18 protein-coding genes are annotated in these 18,033 nt (G+C 73.5%); 3 read left to right on the forward strand and 15 right to left on the reverse strand.

The genetic code is table 11. From position 1 onward, the window contains the following. Nucleotides 1-12: 12 nt before the first annotated feature. The 5 genes from ptsP to ACP6CK_RS18005 form a co-directional block, all read right to left on the reverse strand. On the reverse strand, nucleotides 13-1,896 hold the full coding sequence (gene ptsP, locus ACP6CK_RS17985; protein ID WP_426954675.1) for a phosphoenolpyruvate--protein phosphotransferase: 1,884 nt from the start codon (nucleotides 1,894-1,896) through the stop codon (nucleotides 13-15). 83 nt (nucleotides 1,897-1,979) lie between these two features. Continuing rightward, nucleotides 1,980-2,285, reverse strand: a complete 306-nt coding sequence (locus ACP6CK_RS17990) for an HPr family phosphocarrier protein (protein ID WP_426959943.1) — start codon at nucleotides 2,283-2,285, stop codon at nucleotides 1,980-1,982. 40 nt (nucleotides 2,286-2,325) lie between these two features. Further along, on the reverse strand, nucleotides 2,326-2,769 hold the full coding sequence (locus ACP6CK_RS17995; RefSeq protein WP_426954676.1) for a PTS sugar transporter subunit IIA: 444 nt from the start codon (nucleotides 2,767-2,769) through the stop codon (nucleotides 2,326-2,328). Next, on the reverse strand, nucleotides 2,766-3,803 hold the full coding sequence (gene rapZ / locus ACP6CK_RS18000) for an RNase adapter RapZ (protein ID WP_426954677.1): 1,038 nt from the start codon (nucleotides 3,801-3,803) through the stop codon (nucleotides 2,766-2,768). The genes ACP6CK_RS17995 and rapZ overlap by 4 nt, the downstream gene beginning before the upstream one ends. Beyond that, a complete protein-coding gene (locus ACP6CK_RS18005; RefSeq protein WP_426954678.1) occupies nucleotides 3,800-4,255 on the reverse strand; it encodes an HPr kinase/phosphorylase in 456 nt (151 codons plus the stop codon). Before ACP6CK_RS18005 ends, rapZ begins: the two co-directional genes overlap by 4 nt. A gap of 117 nt (nucleotides 4,256-4,372) precedes the next feature. Here ACP6CK_RS18005 and ACP6CK_RS18010 point away from each other — a divergent pair, with 117 nt between their 5' ends. Next, nucleotides 4,373-5,329 (forward strand): threonine/serine dehydratase, encoded by a 957-nt coding sequence (locus ACP6CK_RS18010; RefSeq protein ID WP_426954679.1) that lies wholly within the window; start codon nucleotides 4,373-4,375, stop codon nucleotides 5,327-5,329. A 37-nt stretch (nucleotides 5,330-5,366) separates the two neighbouring features. Here ACP6CK_RS18010 and ACP6CK_RS18015 read toward each other — a convergent pair whose 3' ends face one another. Beyond that, nucleotides 5,367-6,116, reverse strand: a complete 750-nt coding sequence (locus tag ACP6CK_RS18015) for a hypothetical protein (RefSeq protein WP_426954680.1) — start codon at nucleotides 6,114-6,116, stop codon at nucleotides 5,367-5,369. Nucleotides 6,117-6,309: 193 nt separating this feature from the next. Between ACP6CK_RS18015 and ACP6CK_RS18020 the strand changes: the two genes are divergently transcribed. Beyond that, nucleotides 6,310-7,380, forward strand: a complete 1,071-nt coding sequence (locus ACP6CK_RS18020) for a hypothetical protein (RefSeq protein WP_426954681.1) — start codon at nucleotides 6,310-6,312, stop codon at nucleotides 7,378-7,380. A 23-nt stretch (nucleotides 7,381-7,403) separates the two neighbouring features. Here the strand turns inward: ACP6CK_RS18020 and ACP6CK_RS18025 are convergent, their stop codons facing one another. The 3 genes from ACP6CK_RS18025 to ACP6CK_RS18035 form a co-directional block, all read right to left on the reverse strand. Then, nucleotides 7,404-8,480 (reverse strand): P1 family peptidase, encoded by a 1,077-nt coding sequence (locus tag ACP6CK_RS18025; RefSeq protein ID WP_426954682.1) that lies wholly within the window; start codon nucleotides 8,478-8,480, stop codon nucleotides 7,404-7,406. A 140-nt stretch (nucleotides 8,481-8,620) separates the two neighbouring features. Further along, entirely contained in the window at nucleotides 8,621-9,610 is a 990-nt protein-coding gene (locus ACP6CK_RS18030; protein WP_426954683.1) for a Bug family tripartite tricarboxylate transporter substrate binding protein, read from the reverse strand. A gap of 177 nt (nucleotides 9,611-9,787) precedes the next feature. Beyond that, nucleotides 9,788-10,444 carry a DUF1028 domain-containing protein gene (locus tag ACP6CK_RS18035; protein ID WP_426954684.1) on the reverse strand — a complete coding sequence of 219 codons (657 nt, stop codon included), beginning with the start codon at nucleotides 10,442-10,444 and terminating at the stop codon, nucleotides 9,788-9,790. 153 nt (nucleotides 10,445-10,597) lie between these two features. Here ACP6CK_RS18035 and ACP6CK_RS18040 point away from each other — a divergent pair, with 153 nt between their 5' ends. After that, nucleotides 10,598-12,712 (forward strand): YjbH domain-containing protein, encoded by a 2,115-nt coding sequence (locus tag ACP6CK_RS18040; protein ID WP_426954685.1) that lies wholly within the window; start codon nucleotides 10,598-10,600, stop codon nucleotides 12,710-12,712. A gap of 16 nt (nucleotides 12,713-12,728) precedes the next feature. On the opposite strand, the gene ACP6CK_RS18045 is transcribed toward ACP6CK_RS18040, so the two are convergent. The 6 genes from ACP6CK_RS18045 to ACP6CK_RS18070 form a co-directional block, all read right to left on the reverse strand. Further along, a complete protein-coding gene (locus ACP6CK_RS18045; RefSeq protein ID WP_426954686.1) occupies nucleotides 12,729-12,986 on the reverse strand; it encodes an RDD family protein in 258 nt (85 codons plus the stop codon). A 94-nt stretch (nucleotides 12,987-13,080) separates the two neighbouring features. Beyond that, complete coding sequence (locus ACP6CK_RS18050; protein WP_426954687.1) at nucleotides 13,081-14,052, reverse strand: Bug family tripartite tricarboxylate transporter substrate binding protein; 972 nt, start codon at nucleotides 14,050-14,052, stop codon at nucleotides 13,081-13,083. Nucleotides 14,053-14,063: 11 nt separating this feature from the next. Continuing rightward, on the reverse strand, nucleotides 14,064-14,882 hold the full coding sequence (locus tag ACP6CK_RS18055) for a sugar phosphate isomerase/epimerase family protein (RefSeq protein WP_426954688.1): 819 nt from the start codon (nucleotides 14,880-14,882) through the stop codon (nucleotides 14,064-14,066). Then, nucleotides 14,882-16,042: a dihydrodipicolinate synthase family protein gene (locus ACP6CK_RS18060; protein ID WP_426954689.1), complete on the reverse strand. Its 1,161-nt coding sequence runs from the start codon at nucleotides 16,040-16,042 to the stop codon at nucleotides 14,882-14,884. The genes ACP6CK_RS18055 and ACP6CK_RS18060 overlap by 1 nt, the downstream gene beginning before the upstream one ends. A gap of 3 nt (nucleotides 16,043-16,045) precedes the next feature. After that, nucleotides 16,046-17,200, reverse strand: a complete 1,155-nt coding sequence (locus ACP6CK_RS18065; RefSeq protein WP_426954690.1) for a Gfo/Idh/MocA family protein — start codon at nucleotides 17,198-17,200, stop codon at nucleotides 16,046-16,048. A gap of 64 nt (nucleotides 17,201-17,264) precedes the next feature. Further along, nucleotides 17,265-17,909, reverse strand: coding sequence for a TetR family transcriptional regulator (locus ACP6CK_RS18070; RefSeq protein WP_426954691.1), 645 nt, complete (start codon nucleotides 17,907-17,909; stop codon nucleotides 17,265-17,267). Nucleotides 17,910-18,033 lie beyond the last annotated feature (124 nt).

Genomic DNA, 18,033 nt, shown 5'->3' on the forward strand with positions numbered 1-18,033 from the left:
CCGCGCGCGGCCCTAGCCCCGCTCCGCCCCCGGCGTGAAGCCCATCACCAGCTCCTGGATGCGCTTGGGGTCGGACTGCTCCATCACCCGGCGGGCGAAGCGGGCGCAGTCGTCCACGTTCAGCGCGCGCACCATCTGCTTCACGCGCGGGATGGCGCTCGCGTTCATGGACAGGCTGCGCAGGCCCAGCCCCATCAGCAGCGGCACCAGCCGGGCGTTCCCCGCCATCTCCCCGCAGACGCTCACCGGCATCCGCAGGCGTAGCGCCGCCTCGGTCGCGAACTGGATCAGGCGCAGCACGGCCGGGTGCAGCGGATCATAGAGGTGGGAGACCTCCGCCTCCGCCCGGTCCACCGCCAGCGTGTACATTGCCAGATCGTTCGTCCCGATCGCGAAGAAGTCGGCCTCCAGCGCGATGGCATCGGCCGCCAGGGCGGCGCCCGGCGTCTCGATCATGGCGCCCAGCGGCGGCAGCTTCTCCGGCAGGTGGACGCCGCGGCGGCGAACGCGGCGGGCGACGCGCTCATAGACCTCGCGGGCCGCGCGCACCTCCTCCGGCACCGTCACCATCGGCAGCAGCACCCGCACCGGGCCCTGGGCGGCGACGCGCAGGATGGCGGCGAACTGCACCTCCAGCAGCTCCGGCCGCTTCAGCAGCATCCGGATGCCCCGCAGGCCGAGCGCGGGGTTCGGGCCGGTGTGCAGCGGCGCGACGCCCTCGCCCAGCGCCTCCATGTCCTTCTCGCCGCCCCAGTCGAGCACGCGGATCGTGACGCCTGCCCCGTCCGTGCCCTCCACGATCTGGCGATAGGCCTCGAAATGGGCGTCCTCGTCCGGCACCTCGCGCCGGTTCATGAAGAGGAACTCGGTGCGCAGCAGCCCGATGCCCTGCGCGCCCGCCTGGGCGATCAGGGGCAGCTCCGCCGGGATCTCCAGATTCGCCTGGAGCTCCATCTCCTCCCCGTCCGTGGTGACGGCGGGCAGGCGGCGCAGCTTGCCGAGGCGCGTGCGCTCCTTCGCGTAGGCGACCATCGCCTCGCGGCCCTGGGCCAGCGCCTCCGGCCCCGGACGCAGGACGATCGTCCCGGCGCCGCCATCCAGCACCGCCGCGTCCCCGCGGGAGAAGGAGTTGGTCAGGTCCGTCAGGCCGAGCACGCTCGGGATGCCCAGCGCGCGGAGCATGATGGCGGTGTGGCCGTCCGCGCCGCCCTCCTCCGTCGCGACGCCGGCGATGCGGGAGGGATCGAGCAGCGCGGCGTCGGCCGGCGTCAGTTCCTCGGCGACCAGGATCGAGCCCTCCGGCACGTCCTTGAACGACCGGAAGCCGGATTGCGTGAGGTTGCGGGTCAGGCGCCGGGCGATCTCGTGCACCTCGCCGGCGCGGCGGCGGAGCCCGGCCTTGTCGTCGTCCTTCGCGGCCAGGATGGCGTCGGCGATGGCCGTCGCCTCGTCCTCCACCGCCGTCTCGGCGGCCAGCAGCTCCGCCTCGATCCGCTTGCGCGCGTTCCGGATGAGGCGGGATTCGCCGAGCATCATGGAGTAGGCGTCGAGCAGCGGCTCCAGCTCCTCCTGCGCCTCCTCCGGCAGGATGGCCAGCCGCGACTTCAGCTTCGCCACCTGCTTGCGGGACGTGGCGACGGCGGCCGTCAGGCGGGCGCGCTCCGGCTCCACCTGGTCCGCCGTGATCTGACGGCGCGGCGCGGCCGCCGGCGCCTCCGCGGTATCATACAGGGTGCCGATCGCGACGCCCGGGGAGATCGGGAGCCCCTTGATCGCCAGCTCCCGCGTGCGGCGGGCGGGCCGCTTCGCCTCGGCGGTGGCGAGCGCCTTGCTGTCCGCGGGCTTCCCGTCCGGCCGGCCGTCGGCGGCCTTGGAGGCGGGCGCGTCGGTCTTCATCCGTCCTCCTCTGGCCCCGCGGCGCCGTCCGCCGCCTCGTTGACGTCCCTCAGTCCCGCCGGGGGCGCCGGGCCCCCGGCCGGCTACTCCTCGTGGAAGCCGGCCTCGATCAGGCCGGCCACCTCGTCCAGCGCCTCACGCGCGTCGAAGCCCTCGGCCTCGACCACCACGGTGCTGCCCTTGCCGGCGCCGAGCATCATCAGCCCCATAATGGAGCAGGCCGGCACCTTCTGCCCGTCATGCGAGACCGAGACGCAGGAACAGTGCTTCTCCGCCACGTTCACCAGCTTCGCCGCGGCGCGCGCGTGCAGCCCGCGGGAGTTGCGGATCACGATGCTGCGGCGGAGCACCATCGGGTCGCTGGCGGGTTTGTCCACGCAGGCCTCCATCGGTGCGGCCGCCCGTTCCACCTGACCGAGCCAGCTCATCTCAGCGCTTTCCTCCATTCGCGGCCAGCGCCTCGCCCCGCAGGGTGGTCGCGGTCGCCATGTATTTCCGTCCCGCGTTCACCGCGTACTCCACCGCCTCGGACAGCGGCTGGGTTCCGCGCACGCGGGCCAGCTTCACCAGCAGCGGCAGGTTCACCCCGGCGATCACCTCGACATGCCGCTCCGCCCCGTTCACCACGGGGTCCTGCATGGAGGTGGCGAGGTTCGACGGCGTGCCGCCGAACATGTCGGTCAGCACCACGACGCCGTCGCCCTGCTCCACCTCGTCCACGGCGTGGCGGATGTCGGCGCGCCGGGTCTCCAGCGCGTCATCCGGGCCGATGCAGACGGTGCGGACGTGCTTCTGCGGCCCCACCACGTGCTCCATCGCGAGGCGAAGCTCCTCCGCGAGGTGACCGTGGGTGACCAGGACCATGCCGATCATGGCGTGTCCGACACGGCCTCGCGCAGGGCGGCCTGGCAGGGCGGGCGGGTCGCTTGCGGGGGTTCGGGGGGATGAGGATTCGGGGCCGCGGGGCGCGCGGCCGGAGTGGGGGTGGTCATCTCGGGGGCGGTTATATGGGGTGCGGCAGGGGCCGCGGGGAGACGGGTCTCCCGGATTCCCAGCTCCCGGTGGGTCAGGTCCACCGGCCAGCCGTTCCGGGTCAGATGGGTCGCCAGACGCTCGGCCGCGAGCACGGATCGATGCTTCCCGCCGGTGCAGCCGAGCGCGACGGTGAGGTACTTCTTGCCCCCCGCCGCATAGGCCGTCCAGAGCGGGTCCAGCAGGGCCGTCATGCGCCCCCAGAAGGGTTCCCAGGCGGGATCGGAGGCGATGAAGGCGGCCACCGGCGCGTCGCGCCCCGTCAGCGGCCGCAGCGCCGGGTCGTAATGCGGGTTCCGCAGGAAGCGCAGGTCGAAGACGAGGTCCGCCTCCCGCGGCAGGCCGCGCGGATAGGCGAAGGACTGCACCGCCACCGAGAGGCCGGCCGCACCGCCGGCGCCGTAGCGCCGCTCGATCATCTGGCGCAGCGCCGGCAGCGCCAGGGCGGAGGTGTCCAGCAGCCAGTCCGCCTCCCCCCGCAGCGGCGCCATCAACGCCTCTTCCCGCGCGATGCCGTCCGCGACGCTCGCCCCCAGCGCGCCGCCGGGCGCCAGCGGGTGCCGGCGCCGCGTCTCGGAGAAGCGGCGGGCCAGCACCTCCGGGTCGGCCGTGACGAAGACCAGCTCCACCTGGGCGCCACGGGCGTGCAGCGCCTCCATGCCGGCCCGCAGCAGCTCCGCATCGAAGCCGCGGGTGCGGGCGTCCACCCCGATGGCCAGCGGGGCGTCGCCCGCCTCGCTCAGCAGGTCGCCCAGCACCGACAGGGGCGGGTTATCCACCGTCTCGTGGCCCAGATCCTCCAGCGTGCGGAGCACGGTGGACTTGCCGGCGCCGGAAAGGCCGGTGACGAGGATGGCGGGCCGCGGGGCGCTCACGGCGCCGCCTCCAGCGCGCCCGCGCGGAGGGTCACGCGCCCGGCCAGCGCATCCAGGGCGAGAGCGATCTTGCGCGGCGCCGAGGCCTCGGTCGCGTGCAGGGCGATCCGCGGCAGGGAACGGCCCAGCGCCTCCCAGCGCGCCGGCCGCGGCAGGCGCGGCACGTCGGCGCGCGGCACGCAGTCCACCACCAGCGACAGCGCGGTCTCCGGCTCCGCCTCGAATCCCTCCAGGATGCCGAGGCCGCGCACCTCGATCATCCCGCGCAGCCGCTCCGGCGCCGCGGCGCGGACAGCGTCGCCCTCCGCCCGCAGCAGCACCTGGTCATCGGCCACCAGCCGCCAGCCCGCGCCGGTCAGGCGCAGGACAAGGTCGGACTTGCCGGACCCGGGCGGGCCCAGCAGGAGCACGCCGGCGCCGTCCCGCGCGGCGCAGCTGCCATGTTGCAGCATCGGCTGGTTCGCAAATTCCCCCAAAGTGGCCGGACCCTGGCAGAGATTTAATCCTGCCGGAAGGGCCGCCCGGGGCGGCGGTTGGACAGGCGGCCGGGGATCGCGCAAAGGCAGGGCATGGACGCTCCGCCTCCCGCCGCCTGGGCCATCTCCCCCGCCGACATCCGGGCCGCCGCCGCGCGGATCGCGCCGCATGTCCGCCGCACGCCGCTTCTCGCGCTGCCGGCCGCCGCGCTCGGCACCCCCTGCGACGTGGTCCTGAAGCTGGAGCAGACCCAGGTCAGCGGCTCCTTCAAGGCGCGCGGCGCCTTCAACGCGCTGCTGCAATCCAACGCCGGAGCGGCCGGGGTGATCGCGGCCTCCGGCGGAAATCACGGGGCGGCCGTGGCGCACGCTGCCCGGGCGCTCGGCCTGCGGGCGGAGATCTTCGTGCCGGAGCTGACGACCCCCGCGAAGGTGGCCCGCATCCGCGAGACCGGCGCCGTCGTTGTCCAGGGCGGCGCCACCTATGCCGAGGCCCTGGCCGCGAGCCAGGCCCGCCAGGCCGAGACCGGCGCCGTCTCCGTCCACGCCTATGACCAGCCGGAAACCCTCGCCGGCCAGGGCACCACTGCCCTGGAGTTCGGGGAGGACGCGCCGGACCTGACCCACGCCCTGGTCGCCTGCGGCGGCGGCGGCCTGATCGGCGGCATGGCGGCCTGGTGGGCGGGCAGCACGACCGCCGTCATCGGCGTGGAGCCGGAGGGCTGCCCCACCCTGCACAGCGCTCTGCGCGCCGGCACGCCGGTGGACGCCCCGGTCGGCGGGCTGGCGGCGGACAGCCTCGGGGCGCGGCGCGTCGGCGGGCTGATGTTCGCCGTGGCGCGGGACGCGATCCGGGACTCGGTCCTCGTCCCCGACGAGGCCATCCGCGACGCCCAGCGCCGCCTGTGGAACGCCTGCCGCGTGGTGGCCGAACCCGGCGGTGCGACGGCCCTGGCCGCCCTCCTCTGCGGCGCCTGGACGCCGCCGCCGGGCGCGCGGGTCGGCGTGCTGGTCTGCGGCGGGAACTGCGATCCGGGGTCGGTGGCCTAGCTCCTCCCCGGACAGGCCCCTGCCCGGGCGGCCCGCGTCAGTCCCGCTGGAAATCCATCCCCGTGGGGGAGGGGACGATCTGGCCGCCATACAGGTTCCCGCCATCGGCGTACCACGCCGCCCGACCCGGCGCCGCACCGATCTGGAACCCCGGGCGCTGGCCGTTCCCGCTGGACATGAAGGTCTGCTTCGGAGCGATCGCCTGCCCGTTCGCATAGTAGGAGGCGGTGCCGGAGGCCTGGCCGTGCCGGTCGTCGCGCTTCCGGAGGTTCGCTAGCATGGTCGCCTCCGTCGCCGTGATCAGACCGTCCATCCGCGCCTCGTTGAGCATCCAGGCCCAGCCCTTCTCCTCGCCGAGCATCTCGAACGCCAGGCGCTTGACCTTCAGGGGCGTCCAGATGGCGTTGTGGCGCTTGAAGTAGGAGCCGATCTTCGCGCCCTTTTTCAGCACTCGCGCGACGACGGTCGAGCAGTTCTTCCGCACCATCTGGTAGTGGCCGTTCTGCTTGAGCCGGATCAGGTCCCACTCGGCCTGCATCAGTGCCGTGTTCAGGTCATGGATCTGGATCACGTGGTCCGGCGCATAGCCCTCGAACTCCAGGTCCTTGAGGAAGTTCCTCGCGACAAGGGAGTTCTCGGAGTCGAAGAGCCCGGCGCCGTTCTCCGGCCAGTAGCTGACATAGCTCGGCTTCGTGCGGCTCCAGGTCTTGCCGATGAGCATGGAGGAGTGCCCGACATAGGTCTGGCTCCCCGCAAGGTTGTTGTTCCAGATCACCACGACGGTCATGGCCGGCTCCTGTCGTCCCCTGGCCGCCGGGCCGGTAGCGCCGGCGTTCCGGGCCGGGAATGGCGGTTGGCGCCGTGGACCAGAAGCCCCCATGATTGTCCCGGACAATCCAGGACAAAGAACCGGACATGCCCTGCGTGAAGGGGTGCGAACGGCGAGCGCTCCTCCGGAGCGCGCCCGGTCAGGCGGCCGCGTGAGCCTTCAGCCGAAGGTCCAGGCGCACGGCTTCGCGGAGAAGCTGCGCCTGACCGCAGCGGCGCTGGGCTGCACGAGCCAGAAGGAACTCGCGCTCGCCTTCCACCGCGCCCATCCGGACAGCGCCTTCGACCTCGCCCGGTCCTACAAGTGGATCCAGGGCCGCACGCTGCCGCGCTCGGCGAAGGTCTTCGAGGAATGGGCCGCCCTGCTCGACCTCGGCCGCTCCGCGGCGGAGCTGCTCGCCTGCAGCCCGGAGGTTTTCCGGCGCTGGATCACCGAACGCCACGGCCCCGTGGCGGTGCCGGTGGACGGCCCCGGGGCGGGAACGGAGCGGCCCGGGCCGCCCGTCCGCGGCACCGGCGCCCTGCAGGGCGGCTTCGCCTGCTTCTCCCACGCGCAGTCGCCCTATTTCCGTGGCCGGATCATCCGCGGCTCGCTGACCTTCGGGCTGGCAGGCGCGCGGGGCGGGGCGCCGGTCGCCCGCTATGCCCAGGCCATTGCCGGCGGCATGGCGCGGGCGGATGGGACGGTGCGGATGTACGGGCAGACGCCGTGCCTGGAGCTGCACGCCGCGGTGCCGGGCCTGGCGCCGATCTACATGACGCTGTTCCGCCCGACCCCACCGGCCAGCGTGCTGGCCGGCATGATGCTGAGCTTCACGGTGGTGGATCCGGACCACCAGCCGCCCTACGCCACGCGCTTCCTGGCCGTGCGGGTTCCAGACGCGGCCCTCGTGCCGCTCGAGGCCTCGAACCGCTACCTCGCGGCGGAGGAGTGGCCGCCCTCCTCCGACCTCGCCGCGCTGGGCCTGGCCGTGGGCGCCGCACCGGAGCTCGATGCCTGCCTGGCCGAGTGCCTGGGGGACGGGAGAGAAGCTGGCTCGGACCGCCTTCCCGCCGCGGCCGTCATCCGGCTGACCGCTGCCTGCGACCGGGTCTGGCTGGCCACCGAAGAGGCCTCCGCCCGGACCCGGGCGGGCGGCACGGCGCCGCGCCCTGCGGCGGGAAGGAGCGCCCGCCGGACCGCCACGGCGCGGCAAGGGGCAGAAGACATCACGCGGCGCTGATCGCCGCGGCGGGGCCGCCGGCGCTACCCGAGTTCGGATACCGCCGGCACCGAGGGCAGTCCCGGACCGCTGATCCCGCGGGCCGCGCGGACCGCGCGCAGTACGGCGGCCGCGACGACATGGGGCACGATCGCGCCGAGGGCGGCCATGTTCCCGGGCAGGCCGCTCTTGCCGGTGGCCAGGGCGAAGACCGTGTCGCCATCGGACATGGTGTGGATGGGGTCGATGGCCCGTGCCAGCCCGTCATGGGCGGCCCCGGCCAGGCGGCGGCACTGGGCCTTGGTCAGCGTGGCGTCGGTCGCGATCGCGCCGATGGTGGTCGCCATGCCGGCCTGCATGGAGGGCGGCAGCTCCCCGCGCAGGATCGCGGCCGTCGTGCCCATGGGGCGGCGGCCCTCCGGGTCCCGCGCGCCCGCGACGACTTGGCCGGTCGCGGGGTCGATCACGTCGCCCACGGCGTTGACGGCGATGATGGCGCCCACGGTAATCCCGCCGACCTTCACCGCCGCCGTGCCGATCCCGCCCTTCATCGCCCGGGACAGGCCGTAGAGCTTCCCCACCGTGGCACCCGCGCCTGCACCGACGGATCCCTCCTCCGGCGCGGCGGTGGAGGCCGCCGCGCAGGCGGCGTGGCCGGCCGCGGCGTCCGGGCGGATGCGGTGATCGCCCACCGAGAGATCGAAGAGGATCGCGGCCGGCACGATCGGCACGCGGGCGGGGCCGGCGGGGAAGCCGATGCCCTTCTCCTCCAGCCAGCGCGTCACGCCGCCCGCCGCATCCAGCCCGAAGGCGGACCCGCCGGAGAGCAGGATCGCGTGCACCTGGGAGACAAGGTTCGAGGGGTCCAGCAGGTCCGTCTCCCGCGTGCCGGGGGCGGCGCCGCGCACGTCCACGCCGGCGGTCGCGCCGTCTTCGGTCAGGATCACGGTGCAGCCGGTGGGGCGGCGCGGGTCGGTGAAGTGGCCGACCTGGATGCCGGGGACGTCGGTGATGGCGCCGCCGAGCGGCGGGCGCGGCGCGGGCTGCGCCTCCGCACCGGCGGCGAGGAGCGCGGTGCCGAGGCCCAGCGCGGCCTCGGTCGTGAAGGCGCGGCGATCCATGGCGGGCTCCCGGTGCGAGGAGAGGGACGATAGGAGGCGGGTCGGGACCGGTTCAAGCCGACCACCGGCCGCCCTTCCGCGGCAGCCTGACAGAAAAAGGAGGGGGTCTGGGGGAGTTCCCTCCCCCAGCCTTTCCCCCGTCAGGCCAGTCCCAGTTCCTTCAGCACCGTCTCCGTATCGGCGCGGTCCCGGGCCAGGAAGGCCTCGAACGCCTCGCCGGTCAGGAAGGAGTCGTCCCAGCCGCGCTCGGCCAGGATCGCCTGCCAGGGCGCGCTCGCGTGCAGCTCGGTCGCGAACTCCATCAGCGCCGTCCGCGCGGCGGGGGTCAGGCCCGGCGGCCCGAACAGCCCGCGCCAGTTGGTGGAGACCACGTCCAGCCCGCTCTCCCGCAGCGTCGGCACCGCGGGGTCCACGCGGCGTTCCCCGGTGGTGGCCAGCAGCCGCACGCGCCCGGCCCGCGCCTGCTCCGAGAATTCGGACCAGCCGGCGATGCCCGCCTTCACCTGCCCGCCGATCACCGCCGCCTGTGCCGGGCCGCCGCCGGGGAAGGCGACGAAGGAGGCGTCCCGCACCGACTTGCCGAGCGCCCGCAGCATCAGCGCGAAGGCCACGTGGTCCGTGGTGCCGACGCCGCCGCCCGCGACCGGCACCGCGCGCGCATCGGCCCGCAGCGCCGCGACGAGGTCCCCGATGGTGCGGAAGGCGCTGTCGGCCGGCACCACGATGACCGCGGATTCGTCGGTCATCCGCGCGATCGGCACGCAGTCATTCAGGGAGACCGGGGTGCGGTTGGTCAGCGTCGCCCCGACCATCGCCGCGCCCGAGACCAGCAGCGCGTCCGACCGCCCGCGCCGCGTGTTCAGGAAGCGCGGCAGGCCCACCGTGCCCCCGGCGCCGCCGACATTCTCGAACTGAAAGCTGCCGACGAGGCCGGCGGTCCGCGCCGCCTGCTCCACCGCCCGGCCCAGCCCGTCCCAGCCGCCGCCGGGATTGGCGGGGACGAAGACGGACAGGCTCTGGAAGCGCGGTCGCGGTGCGCCGCCGGCCGGGGCCTGGGCGCGGGCCGTCACGGGGATCAGCGCCGCGGCCACGAGCAGGGCGCGACGCCCGGTCGGGCGGGTGATGGACATGGTTCCTCCGGTCCGGACCGATCTCGGGCCGGCGGTCTCCGGCGTCCGGGGGTCCAGGTCGCTGTTGCCCGCTCCGATCCGCCGCTCCGGCTCGCCGGTCCGGGCGGATCGGGTCTCGGCGCCGCTCTTCGGGGCGGGGCCGGTCCGGGCGATGATGGCGCCCGGCCGCTCCAGGCGCTACCCGCCCCGGGCCCGGTCCGGATCGGTGGCGCGCAGGATGAACTCCTCCACCTGCGGGGCGTAGTCGCGCCACAGCCCGGCCAGTTCCGCGATGGGGTCCTTCGCCCGGTCCACGCGCAGGTCGGCCAGCGGGAAGTCGTGGGCACCGTGGACCTCGAGCACGGCGGAGACGACGGGACCGTGCTCCCCGCCCGCCGCCTCGCCGGCGGCCAGGGCGGCGAGCAGGCGGTCGGCCAGAGGGGCGCCCGGATCGGCGGCGAAGGCCGCGACCATGGCGGCCGGCACGCCGTCATTCGCCAGGATGTTGCCGATCGCCACGCAGTCCCGGCCGTGCGCGTGGTTGTGCGCCGGCTTCACCCGCGCCCCGTGGAAATGCGCCGTGCCGCCGCGGGCATCCAGCGCGGCCAGCTGCCGCCAGCCGTGATGCGGGGTGGAGGCGACGAGCGCGTCCACCGTCTCCCGCGCCGAGCAGCCGCTGCGCAGCAGGGCCACGCCGCGCGGGCCGAGCCGCGGGTCCGTCCGGTGCTGCGTCAGCACCGCGCCCACCCCCGCCGCGATGTGCTGGATGCGCGCCCCGACCCCGATGTTGGAGGTGGCACCGGCCGCGCCGATCTGCCCGGTGCGGGCGCAGCGCCCGAGAAGGGAGAAGGTCATGGCCGCGATCCTGCGGCCCGGCCGGAGGGCTGTCCACGCGCCCCGCCGCGCGACGGGGGCTCGCCCTTTCCGCCATGCGCCCATTCTGCCCGCTGAAAGGGGCTTGTCTTCGCGGCGAGCGCGTGTCCAATGCCATCACGGAAACGAGAGCGTGTGTTCACCGCCATCATGTCGCGCGCCCTCTGGCTCGCCCTTCTGCTCCTGGCCGCGCCCGCCCTGGCCGAGGAGGTGCCGGCCACCGGCAGCGATTTCGGCGGCGCCGGGCTCATCGAGATGCGCAACGCCCGCTTCCGGGAGGACGGCACGCTGGAGGCCGGGGCGGCGCTGCGCCACCAGCGGCGCTTCTACTTCCTCAACTTCCAGGCCCTGCCCTGGCTGGAGGCAACCTTCCGCCTGACCGAGCGGCTGGACGCCACCGCCGGCCAGGGCACCACGACCGACCGCTCCTTCGACGTGAAGCTGCGCCTGCTGGAGGAGGGGCCCTGGAACCCGGCCCTCGCGGTCGGGCTGCAGGACCTGATCGGCACGGGGATCTATGGCGGCGAATACATCGTGGCCTCCCGCCGCTGGCATGGGGTGGACGTCTCGCTCGGCCTCGGCTTCGGGCGGCTGGGGACGCGGGGTGATCTGACCAACCCACTGGTCAACCTCGCGGAGGGCTTCGCCACCCGCCCGCGCGAGGTCGGGCGCGGCGGCACGCTGCGCCTGGACTTCTTCCGGGGGCGGGAGGTCTCGCTCTTCGGCGGGGTGGAGCTGGACCTGCCGGCCCTACCCACGCCCTGGGGCGAGGTGGACGGCTTCCGCGCGAAATTCGAGTTCTCCGGCGACGCGCTGCGGGACGAGCGCGGCGGCTATCCCGTGCGCCGCGGCCCGCTGCGCGGGGAGGCGCGCAGCCCCTTCAACCTCGGCCTGCAGTGGCAGGGGGAGCACGTGGATGCCGGGCTGCACTTCGTGCACGGCACGGACCTGCTCTTCCGCCTGTCCTTCCGCATGGACCCGGCCCGCCCGCCCACCGCGCCGCCGATCCGCCCCATCCCCGTCCTGCCCGCCCGCCGCGACGTGCCGCTGGACGCGGGGGAGCGCGCGGCCGCGGTCTTCGCCGCGCTGGAGACGGCGGGGTTCCGGCCGCTCGCCTATGCCGAGGAGGGGGTGGAGGCCCGCATCGCCGTGGCGGAGGGCCGCTTCCGCACCGCGCCGCAGGTCGCGTCCCGCGTGCTGCGCGCCACCAACGCCCTGCTGCCCGCCGCGGCGGAGATGCTGCGCGTCTCCTGGTGGCAGGCCGGGGCCGAGACGGCGGAGCTGCTGGTGCCCCGGGGCATGCTGGAGGGCGCCGCGCGCGGCGCCGTCAGCCCGGAGGAGGTCTGGGGCGCCACGACCCTCCTGCCCGCCGACGGCGAGTCCTGGGCGGGGGAGATCACCGCCCCCTCCCCCCGCGTGGACTGGATCCTGGAGCCGCGGCTGAACCTGCAGCTCGGCGATCCCACGCGCACGATCCGCTACCAGGGCGCGGCGGCGGCCGGGGTGCGGGTGGATTTCGGCGCGGGGTTCAGCGCGGCGGGCGCGATCCAGCAGGCGGTGTTCGGCAACCTGGACAACAGCCCGCGCTCCGACAGCCAGCTCCCGCACGTCCGCAGCGACTTCGGGCTCTACGCGCGGGACGGGAAGACCTCCATTCCCGCGCTCTACGCGGAGCGGGTGTGGAACCTGGCGCCGGACCTCTTCGCCCGCACGACCGCCGGCCTGCTGGAGCCGATGTTCGGCGGCGTCTCGGCCGAGGTGCTGTGGCGCCCGCAGGATTCCCCCTTCGCGGTCGGGCTGGACCTGAACCTCGTGCAGCAGCGGGCGACGGACGGGCTGTTCGGCTTCCGCGACTACGGCGTGGTCACGGGGCACCTGTCGCTCTACGCCGACCTGCCGGTGTGGAACCTCTACGGCATCGTCCGGGCCGGACGGTATCTCGCGGGCGACTGGGGCGCGACGGTGGAGATCGGCCGGCGCTTCGACAGCGGCATCGAGGTGGGCGGCTTCGCGACGCTGACGAACGTGCCCTTCTCCCGCTTCGGGGAGGGGTCCTTCGACAAGGGGATCTATGTCCGCATCCCGCTGGATCTGTTCGGGGCGGAGAGTCGCGGCAGCGGCACCGCCGTCATCCGCCCGGTGCAGCGCGACGGCGGACAGCGCCTGGCCGTGGACAATCCCCTGTGGGAGGTGACGCGCGCCGGACGCGCCGACGCGGTGCGGCGGGGAATCGGCGGATACCTCCGCTGACCCTGGCCCGCGCGCCCTATCGGATCAGGAAGAGCCGCTGGAAGAGCGTTCCGCCGAGGAAGCGGGAGAAGACGACGAAGTAGGCGATGACGGCGGCGAAGAGCAGGAAGGCCGACCCGCCCTCGAGGCGGAAGCCGCCCTCCGTCAAGCCGCCCGTGGCGGCGCCGATCGCGAAGCCGGCGGCGAAGAAGATGAAGACCGTGTCGAGGATGCCGGCCACGAGGCGGCGGAAGAAGCCGGCGCGGCGGGGCTCGATCGCGAGGGTCTGGGACATCGGGACGTTCTCCGGTGGGGACGGCCGTTCCATAGAACGAACCGCTCCCCGCCGGGCAGCGCGCGGATGGTCGCGTCCGTCGCGCGACCGCGCGTCAGTTCACGGTGATCCGGGCTTCCCGCACCACGCGGCCCCAGGTGGCGATCTCCTGCGTCATCTTTGTCCGCAGCTCCTCCGGCGTGGAGGAGAGCGCGTCGGCACCGGCCGCGGTCAGGCGCTGCTGGATGGCCGGATCGGCCAGGGCCTCCCGGATCACGGCGTTCAGCCGCGCGACGATCGGGGCCGGCGTGCCGGCCGGCGCCATGACGGCGCCCCAGGACGTCGCTTCCGCATTCGGCAGGCCGATCTCCGCCATCGTCGGCACCTCCGGCAGCAGGCCGGAGCGGCGCGGGCCGGCGGTGGCCAGCGCGCGCACGCGGCCACCCTGGATCTGCCCGATGGCGGAGGGAAGCTGGTCCAGCATGAACTGCACGTTGCCCGCCACCGTGTCGTTCAGCGCCGGCGCGCTGCCGCGATAGGGGACATGCGTCACCTCCACGTTGGCGGCCAGGCGGAAGAGCTCCGCCACCATGTGGGTGGAGGAGCCGGAGCCGGCGGAGCCGTAGGAGATGCGGCCGGGCTGGGCGCGCAGCAGGGCCAGGAACTCCTGAGCCGTGCGGGCCTGCACGGCCGGGTTCACGATCAGCACGTGGTCGGTCGCGAAGGCCATGGAGACGGGGACGAGGTCCTTCGCCGGGTCGAAGCCCATGCTGGCATAGAGGTGCTGGTTGATCGTCAGCGTGCCGGTGGTGCCCATCAGGATGGCGCTGCCATCAGGCGCGGAGCGGACGACGTTCTCCACCCCGATGTTGCCGCCGGAGCCGGTGCGGTTCTCGACCACCACGGGTTGGCCGAGGCGCTCGCTCATCCGGTCCCCGAGCACGCGCGCGACGACGTCGGTCGCGCCGCCGGCGGGGAAGGGAACGACGAAGCGGATCGGGCGGGTCGGCGCCCAGTCCTGGGCATGCGCGGGAACGGCCGCCAGGGCGGCGCCGGCGGCCATCAGGCCGCGGCGGGTGAAGCGCATCGTTTCCTCCGTCAGCAATAGGCGGCGTGGCGCCGCTTCAGCTCTTCCAGCACGTCGTCGGGATCGGCGGCCCACCAGCGGCGGGAGAGGATCTCCACCTCCACATGGCCGCGATAGCCGCCTTCCTCGACCATGGCACGGATGCCCGGAATGTCGATCACCCCTTCGCCCGGCAGGCCGCGGTCGAAGACGGTGTCGGTGGTCGGGACCAGCCAGTCGCAGGCGTGGAAGCCGGCGATGCGCTTCCCGGCGCGCTTGACCTGCTCCCGCAGCGCGGGGTCCCACCAGACGTGATAGACGTCCAGCGCGACGCCGCTGCCCTCACCGAGCTCGTCGCACAGGTCCAGCGCCTGGCCGAGCGTGGACAGCACGGAGCGGTCCGCGCAGGTCATGGGGTGCAGCGGCTCGAGCGCGATCGTCACGCCGGCGGCGCGGGCCTCGGCCATGATGGCGTGCAGGCCGTCCCGCACCATGGCGCGGGCGCCGTCGATGTCCTTCGATCCCGGCGGCAGGCCGCCGCAGACCATCACCAGGCAGGCGGCGCCGATCGTGTGCGCCTCCGCGATGGCGCGGCGGTTGTCCTCGATCGCGGCGGCGCGGCCGGCGGCGTCGGCCGCCGGGAACATGCCGCCGCGGCAGAGGCCGGAGACGGAAAGCCCCGCATCCCGGATCGCCTTCGCCGCCGCGTCCACGCCCATCGCCTGCAGCACGTCCCGCCAGGGGGAGATGCCGGGGATGCCGTGGCGCGCGCAGCCCTCGATGCAGTCCTTCAGCCCCCACCGCTCCTTGACGGTGACGGTATTCAGCGACAGCGGTCCCGGCGCCCCCATCAGGCGACGCCGTGCAGCGCGAGGAGCGACTTCATCCGCGTCACGGCCTGATCGGGATCGCGCAGCAGCCCGGCCTTGTCGGCCAGCCGGAACAGCTCGGAGAAGTGCTGGATGGATCGGGTGGATTGCTGGCCGCCGACCATGACGAAATGGTCCTGGTGGCCGTTCAGCCAGGCCATGAACACCACGCCCGTCTTGTAGAAGCGGGTGGGCGCCTTGAAGATGTGGCGGGACAGCGGGACCGTCGGCGCCAGGATGCCGTGGAAGGTCGAGAGGTCGTTCTTCGACAGCGCCGCCAGCGCCCCGCCCACCGCCGGCGCGATCGGGTCGAAGATGCCGAGCAGCGCGTCCGAGTAGCCCTGGGAATCGCCCGCGATCAGCTCCGCGTAGTTGAAGTCGTCGCCCGTGTACATCCGCACGCCCTTGGGCAGGCGGCGGCGCATGGAGATCTCCTTCTGGTCGTCCAGCAGCGAAACCTTCACGCCGTCCACCTTGTCGGCATGGGCGGCGATGACCTCCAGCGAGACGTCCATCGCCTTCATGTGGTCCTGATGGCCCCAGTAGCCCTCCAGCGCCGGATCGAACATCTCGCCGAGCCAGTGGATGATCACCGGCTCCTTCACCTGAGACAGCACGCGGTCATAGACGCGCACGTAGTCCTGCGGGGAGCGCGCGGCCTTCGCCAGCGCGCGAGAGGCCATGAGGATGATGCGGCCGCCCATCGCCTCGACCGCGGCGCACTGCTCCTCATAGGCGCGGATGACGTCGTCCACCGTCACGTCGGGGCCGGGCGCCAGGTGGTCCGTGCCGGCGCCGGATGCGATGACCGCGCCCGGCACGTCCTTCGCCGCGTCCAGGGAGCGGCGGATCAGCTCCTGCGCGCCCGTCCAGTCCAGCCCCATGCCGCGCTGCGCCGTGTCCATCGCTTCCGCGACGCCGAGGCCGAGCGACCAGAGGTGCTTGCGGAAGGCGATGGTACGGTCCCAGTCCACCTTCACGTCCAGCCAGGGGTCCTGCTCCGCCAGCGGGTCGGCGACGACATGCGCGGCGGCGAAGGCGATGCGGGGATAGGGCGGCTTCGCCACGGCGAAGTCGCCGGGCGCGCCGGTCTGGTAGGATTCGAGCGTGCCGGCGGCGGTCGGCAGGGTGATGGCGGGCATCGCTCAGGCCTCCAGCTTCGGCAGGTCGATCCAGCGGCGCTCGGCCCAGGATTGCAGCCCGGCCTCGGCGAGCTGCACGCCCTTGGCGCCGGCCAGCAGGTCCCAGGGGTAATCCGCCCGGTCGCCCACGAGGTAGCGCAGGAACTCCTCCCACTGCACGCGGAACCCGTTGGGGTAGGGCTGGGTATCCGGCACCTTCTGCCAGCCCTCGTAGAAGTTGATGGGCTGTGGCACGTCGGGGTTCCACACCGGCTTCGGCGTGTTCACGCGGGACTGCGTCCAACAATCCGTCAGGCCGCAGATGGCCGAGCCATGCGTCCCGTCCACGTGGAAGGTGACGAGGTCGTCGCGCCGCACGCGCGTGGTCCAGGAGGAGTTGATCTGCGCGACGATGCCGCCCTCCAGCTCGAAGGTGGCGTAGGCCGCGTCGTCCGTATCGGCCTGATAAGCGTTCCCCTGCTCGTCGTAGCGGGTCGGGATGTGGGTGGCGCCGAGGCAGGATACCGACTTCGTCTCGCCGAAGGTGTTGTCCAGCACGTAGCGCCAGTGGCAGAGCATATCGAGGATGATGCCGCCGCCCTCGTTCTTCTTGTAGTTCCAGCTCGGGCGCTGTGTGGGCTGCAGGTCGCCCTCGAAGACCCAGTAGCCGAACTCGCCGCGCACGCTCAGCAGCCGGCCGAGCATGCCGGAATCGATCACCATCTTCAGCTTGCGCAGCCCGGGCAGGAAGAGCTTGTCCTGCACCACGCCGTGCTTGATGCCGGCGGCCTTCGCCTGGCGGTACACGTCCAGCGCGTCGGCCAGGTTATCGGCCGTCGGCTTCTCCGTGTAGACGTGCTTGCCCGCGGCGATCGCCTTGCGGATGAGGGACGCGCGCATCTGCGTCGTCGCGGCGTCGAAGAAGACCGTGTCGTCGGGATTGGCGAGGCAGGCGTCGAGGTCGGTCGAGACGCGCTCCACCCCGTGCGCCTTCGCCAGCGCCTCCAGCTTCTCCCGGTTGCGGCCGACGATGATCGGATCGGGCATGACGCGGTCGCCGTTGCGCAGCGGCACGCCGCCGTCCTTCCGGATCGCCGCGATGGAGCGGATGAGGTGCTGGTTCATCCCCATGCGCCCGGTCACGCCGTGCATGATCAGGCCGATGCGCCGCTGCGCCATGACGTCTCCATCCCGCAAGTCTAAGGTAACCGGGCAGTTACCTACCGCCCCGCGGCCGCGCGCGTCAAGGCCGCAGCCAGCCCAGCACCACCTCGACGCAATGCGCCTCCCGCGCCTCCAGCGCCGGCTCGGCACCGAGCTCCGTGCCGAAGATGGTCGAGAGGGTGTGCATGTTGGCGACGTAGAAGTGCCCGATCGCGACGATCGTCACATAGGCCTGCATCGGGTCCACCCCCTGCCGGAACACCCCGGCCGCCGCGCCGCGCGCGAGCACGTCGCTCAGCGTGCCCAGCAGGGGGGAATACATCGCCCGCACCCGCTCGCTGCGGGACAGGTAAGCGGCGCGGTGGATGTTCTCCTGGTTCAGGAGCGAGACGAATTCCGGGTGCCGGGCGGTGTAGCGCAGATTGAAGCGCACCAGCCGCGCCATGGCGTCCGCGGGCGGCAGGTCGCCCACGTGGAGGGCGCGCTCCTCCGCCCGCTTCGCCTCATAGGCGGTCTCCAGCACCGTGAGCCAGAGATCCTCCTTCGAGCCGAAATAGGCGTAGAGCATGCGCTTGTTGGCGCCGGACCGCAGGGCGATGTCGTCCACCCGGGCGCCGGCCAGTCCGCGGGCGGCGAACTCCGCCAGCGCGGCGTCGAGGATGCGTTGGCGCGTCGCCTCCGCCCGGGGGCTGCGCGGCACGGTGCGGGGCGGGGCGGCGTCCATCGGGACGCATCCTGTGCGCCCGGACGCCGCAGCGCCAGCGGCGGGGCAGAGCGCCCCGCCCGAGCGCGCTAGTTCAGGGCGCCGAAGAGCCAGAGAAGGATGATGATCGGGATGGGGATCCCGA

The organism is Muricoccus radiodurans (assembly GCF_050154705.1).
Taxonomy (GTDB): domain Bacteria; phylum Pseudomonadota; class Alphaproteobacteria; order Acetobacterales; family Acetobacteraceae; genus Roseomonas; species Roseomonas radiodurans.

What these genes read in the sequence shown, in the direction of transcription:
- ACP6CK_RS18070 (WP_426954691.1), bottom strand. Translation starts at nt 17,909, where the DNA reads ATGGACGCCGCCCCGCCCCGCACCGTGCCGCGCAGCCCCCGGGCGGAG.
- ACP6CK_RS18050 (WP_426954687.1), bottom strand. Translation starts at nt 14,052, where the DNA reads ATGCGCTTCACCCGCCGCGGCCTGATGGCCGCCGGCGCCGCCCTGGCG.
- ACP6CK_RS18065 (WP_426954690.1), bottom strand. Translation starts at nt 17,200, where the DNA reads ATGGCGCAGCGGCGCATCGGCCTGATCATGCACGGCGTGACCGGGCGC.
- ACP6CK_RS18030 (WP_426954683.1), bottom strand. Translation starts at nt 9,610, where the DNA reads ATGTCCATCACCCGCCCGACCGGGCGTCGCGCCCTGCTCGTGGCCGCG.
- ACP6CK_RS18045 (WP_426954686.1), bottom strand. Translation starts at nt 12,986, where the DNA reads ATGTCCCAGACCCTCGCGATCGAGCCCCGCCGCGCCGGCTTCTTCCGC.
- ACP6CK_RS18015 (WP_426954680.1), bottom strand. Translation starts at nt 6,116, where the DNA reads ATGACCGTCGTGGTGATCTGGAACAACAACCTTGCGGGGAGCCAGACC.
- ACP6CK_RS18010 (WP_426954679.1), top strand. Translation starts at nt 4,373, where the DNA reads ATGGACGCTCCGCCTCCCGCCGCCTGGGCCATCTCCCCCGCCGACATC.
- ACP6CK_RS17990 (WP_426959943.1), bottom strand. Translation starts at nt 2,285, where the DNA reads ATGGAGGCCTGCGTGGACAAACCCGCCAGCGACCCGATGGTGCTCCGC.
- ACP6CK_RS18060 (WP_426954689.1), bottom strand. Translation starts at nt 16,042, where the DNA reads ATGCCCGCCATCACCCTGCCGACCGCCGCCGGCACGCTCGAATCCTAC.
- ACP6CK_RS18025 (WP_426954682.1), bottom strand. Translation starts at nt 8,480, where the DNA reads ATGGATCGCCGCGCCTTCACGACCGAGGCCGCGCTGGGCCTCGGCACC.
- ACP6CK_RS18005 (WP_426954678.1), bottom strand. Translation starts at nt 4,255, where the DNA reads ATGCTGCAACATGGCAGCTGCGCCGCGCGGGACGGCGCCGGCGTGCTC.
- ACP6CK_RS18035 (WP_426954684.1), bottom strand. Translation starts at nt 10,444, where the DNA reads ATGACCTTCTCCCTTCTCGGGCGCTGCGCCCGCACCGGGCAGATCGGC.
- ACP6CK_RS18055 (WP_426954688.1), bottom strand. Translation starts at nt 14,882, where the DNA reads ATGGGGGCGCCGGGACCGCTGTCGCTGAATACCGTCACCGTCAAGGAG.
- ACP6CK_RS17995 (WP_426954676.1), bottom strand. Translation starts at nt 2,769, where the DNA reads ATGATCGGCATGGTCCTGGTCACCCACGGTCACCTCGCGGAGGAGCTT.
- ptsP (WP_426954675.1), bottom strand. Translation starts at nt 1,896, where the DNA reads ATGAAGACCGACGCGCCCGCCTCCAAGGCCGCCGACGGCCGGCCGGAC.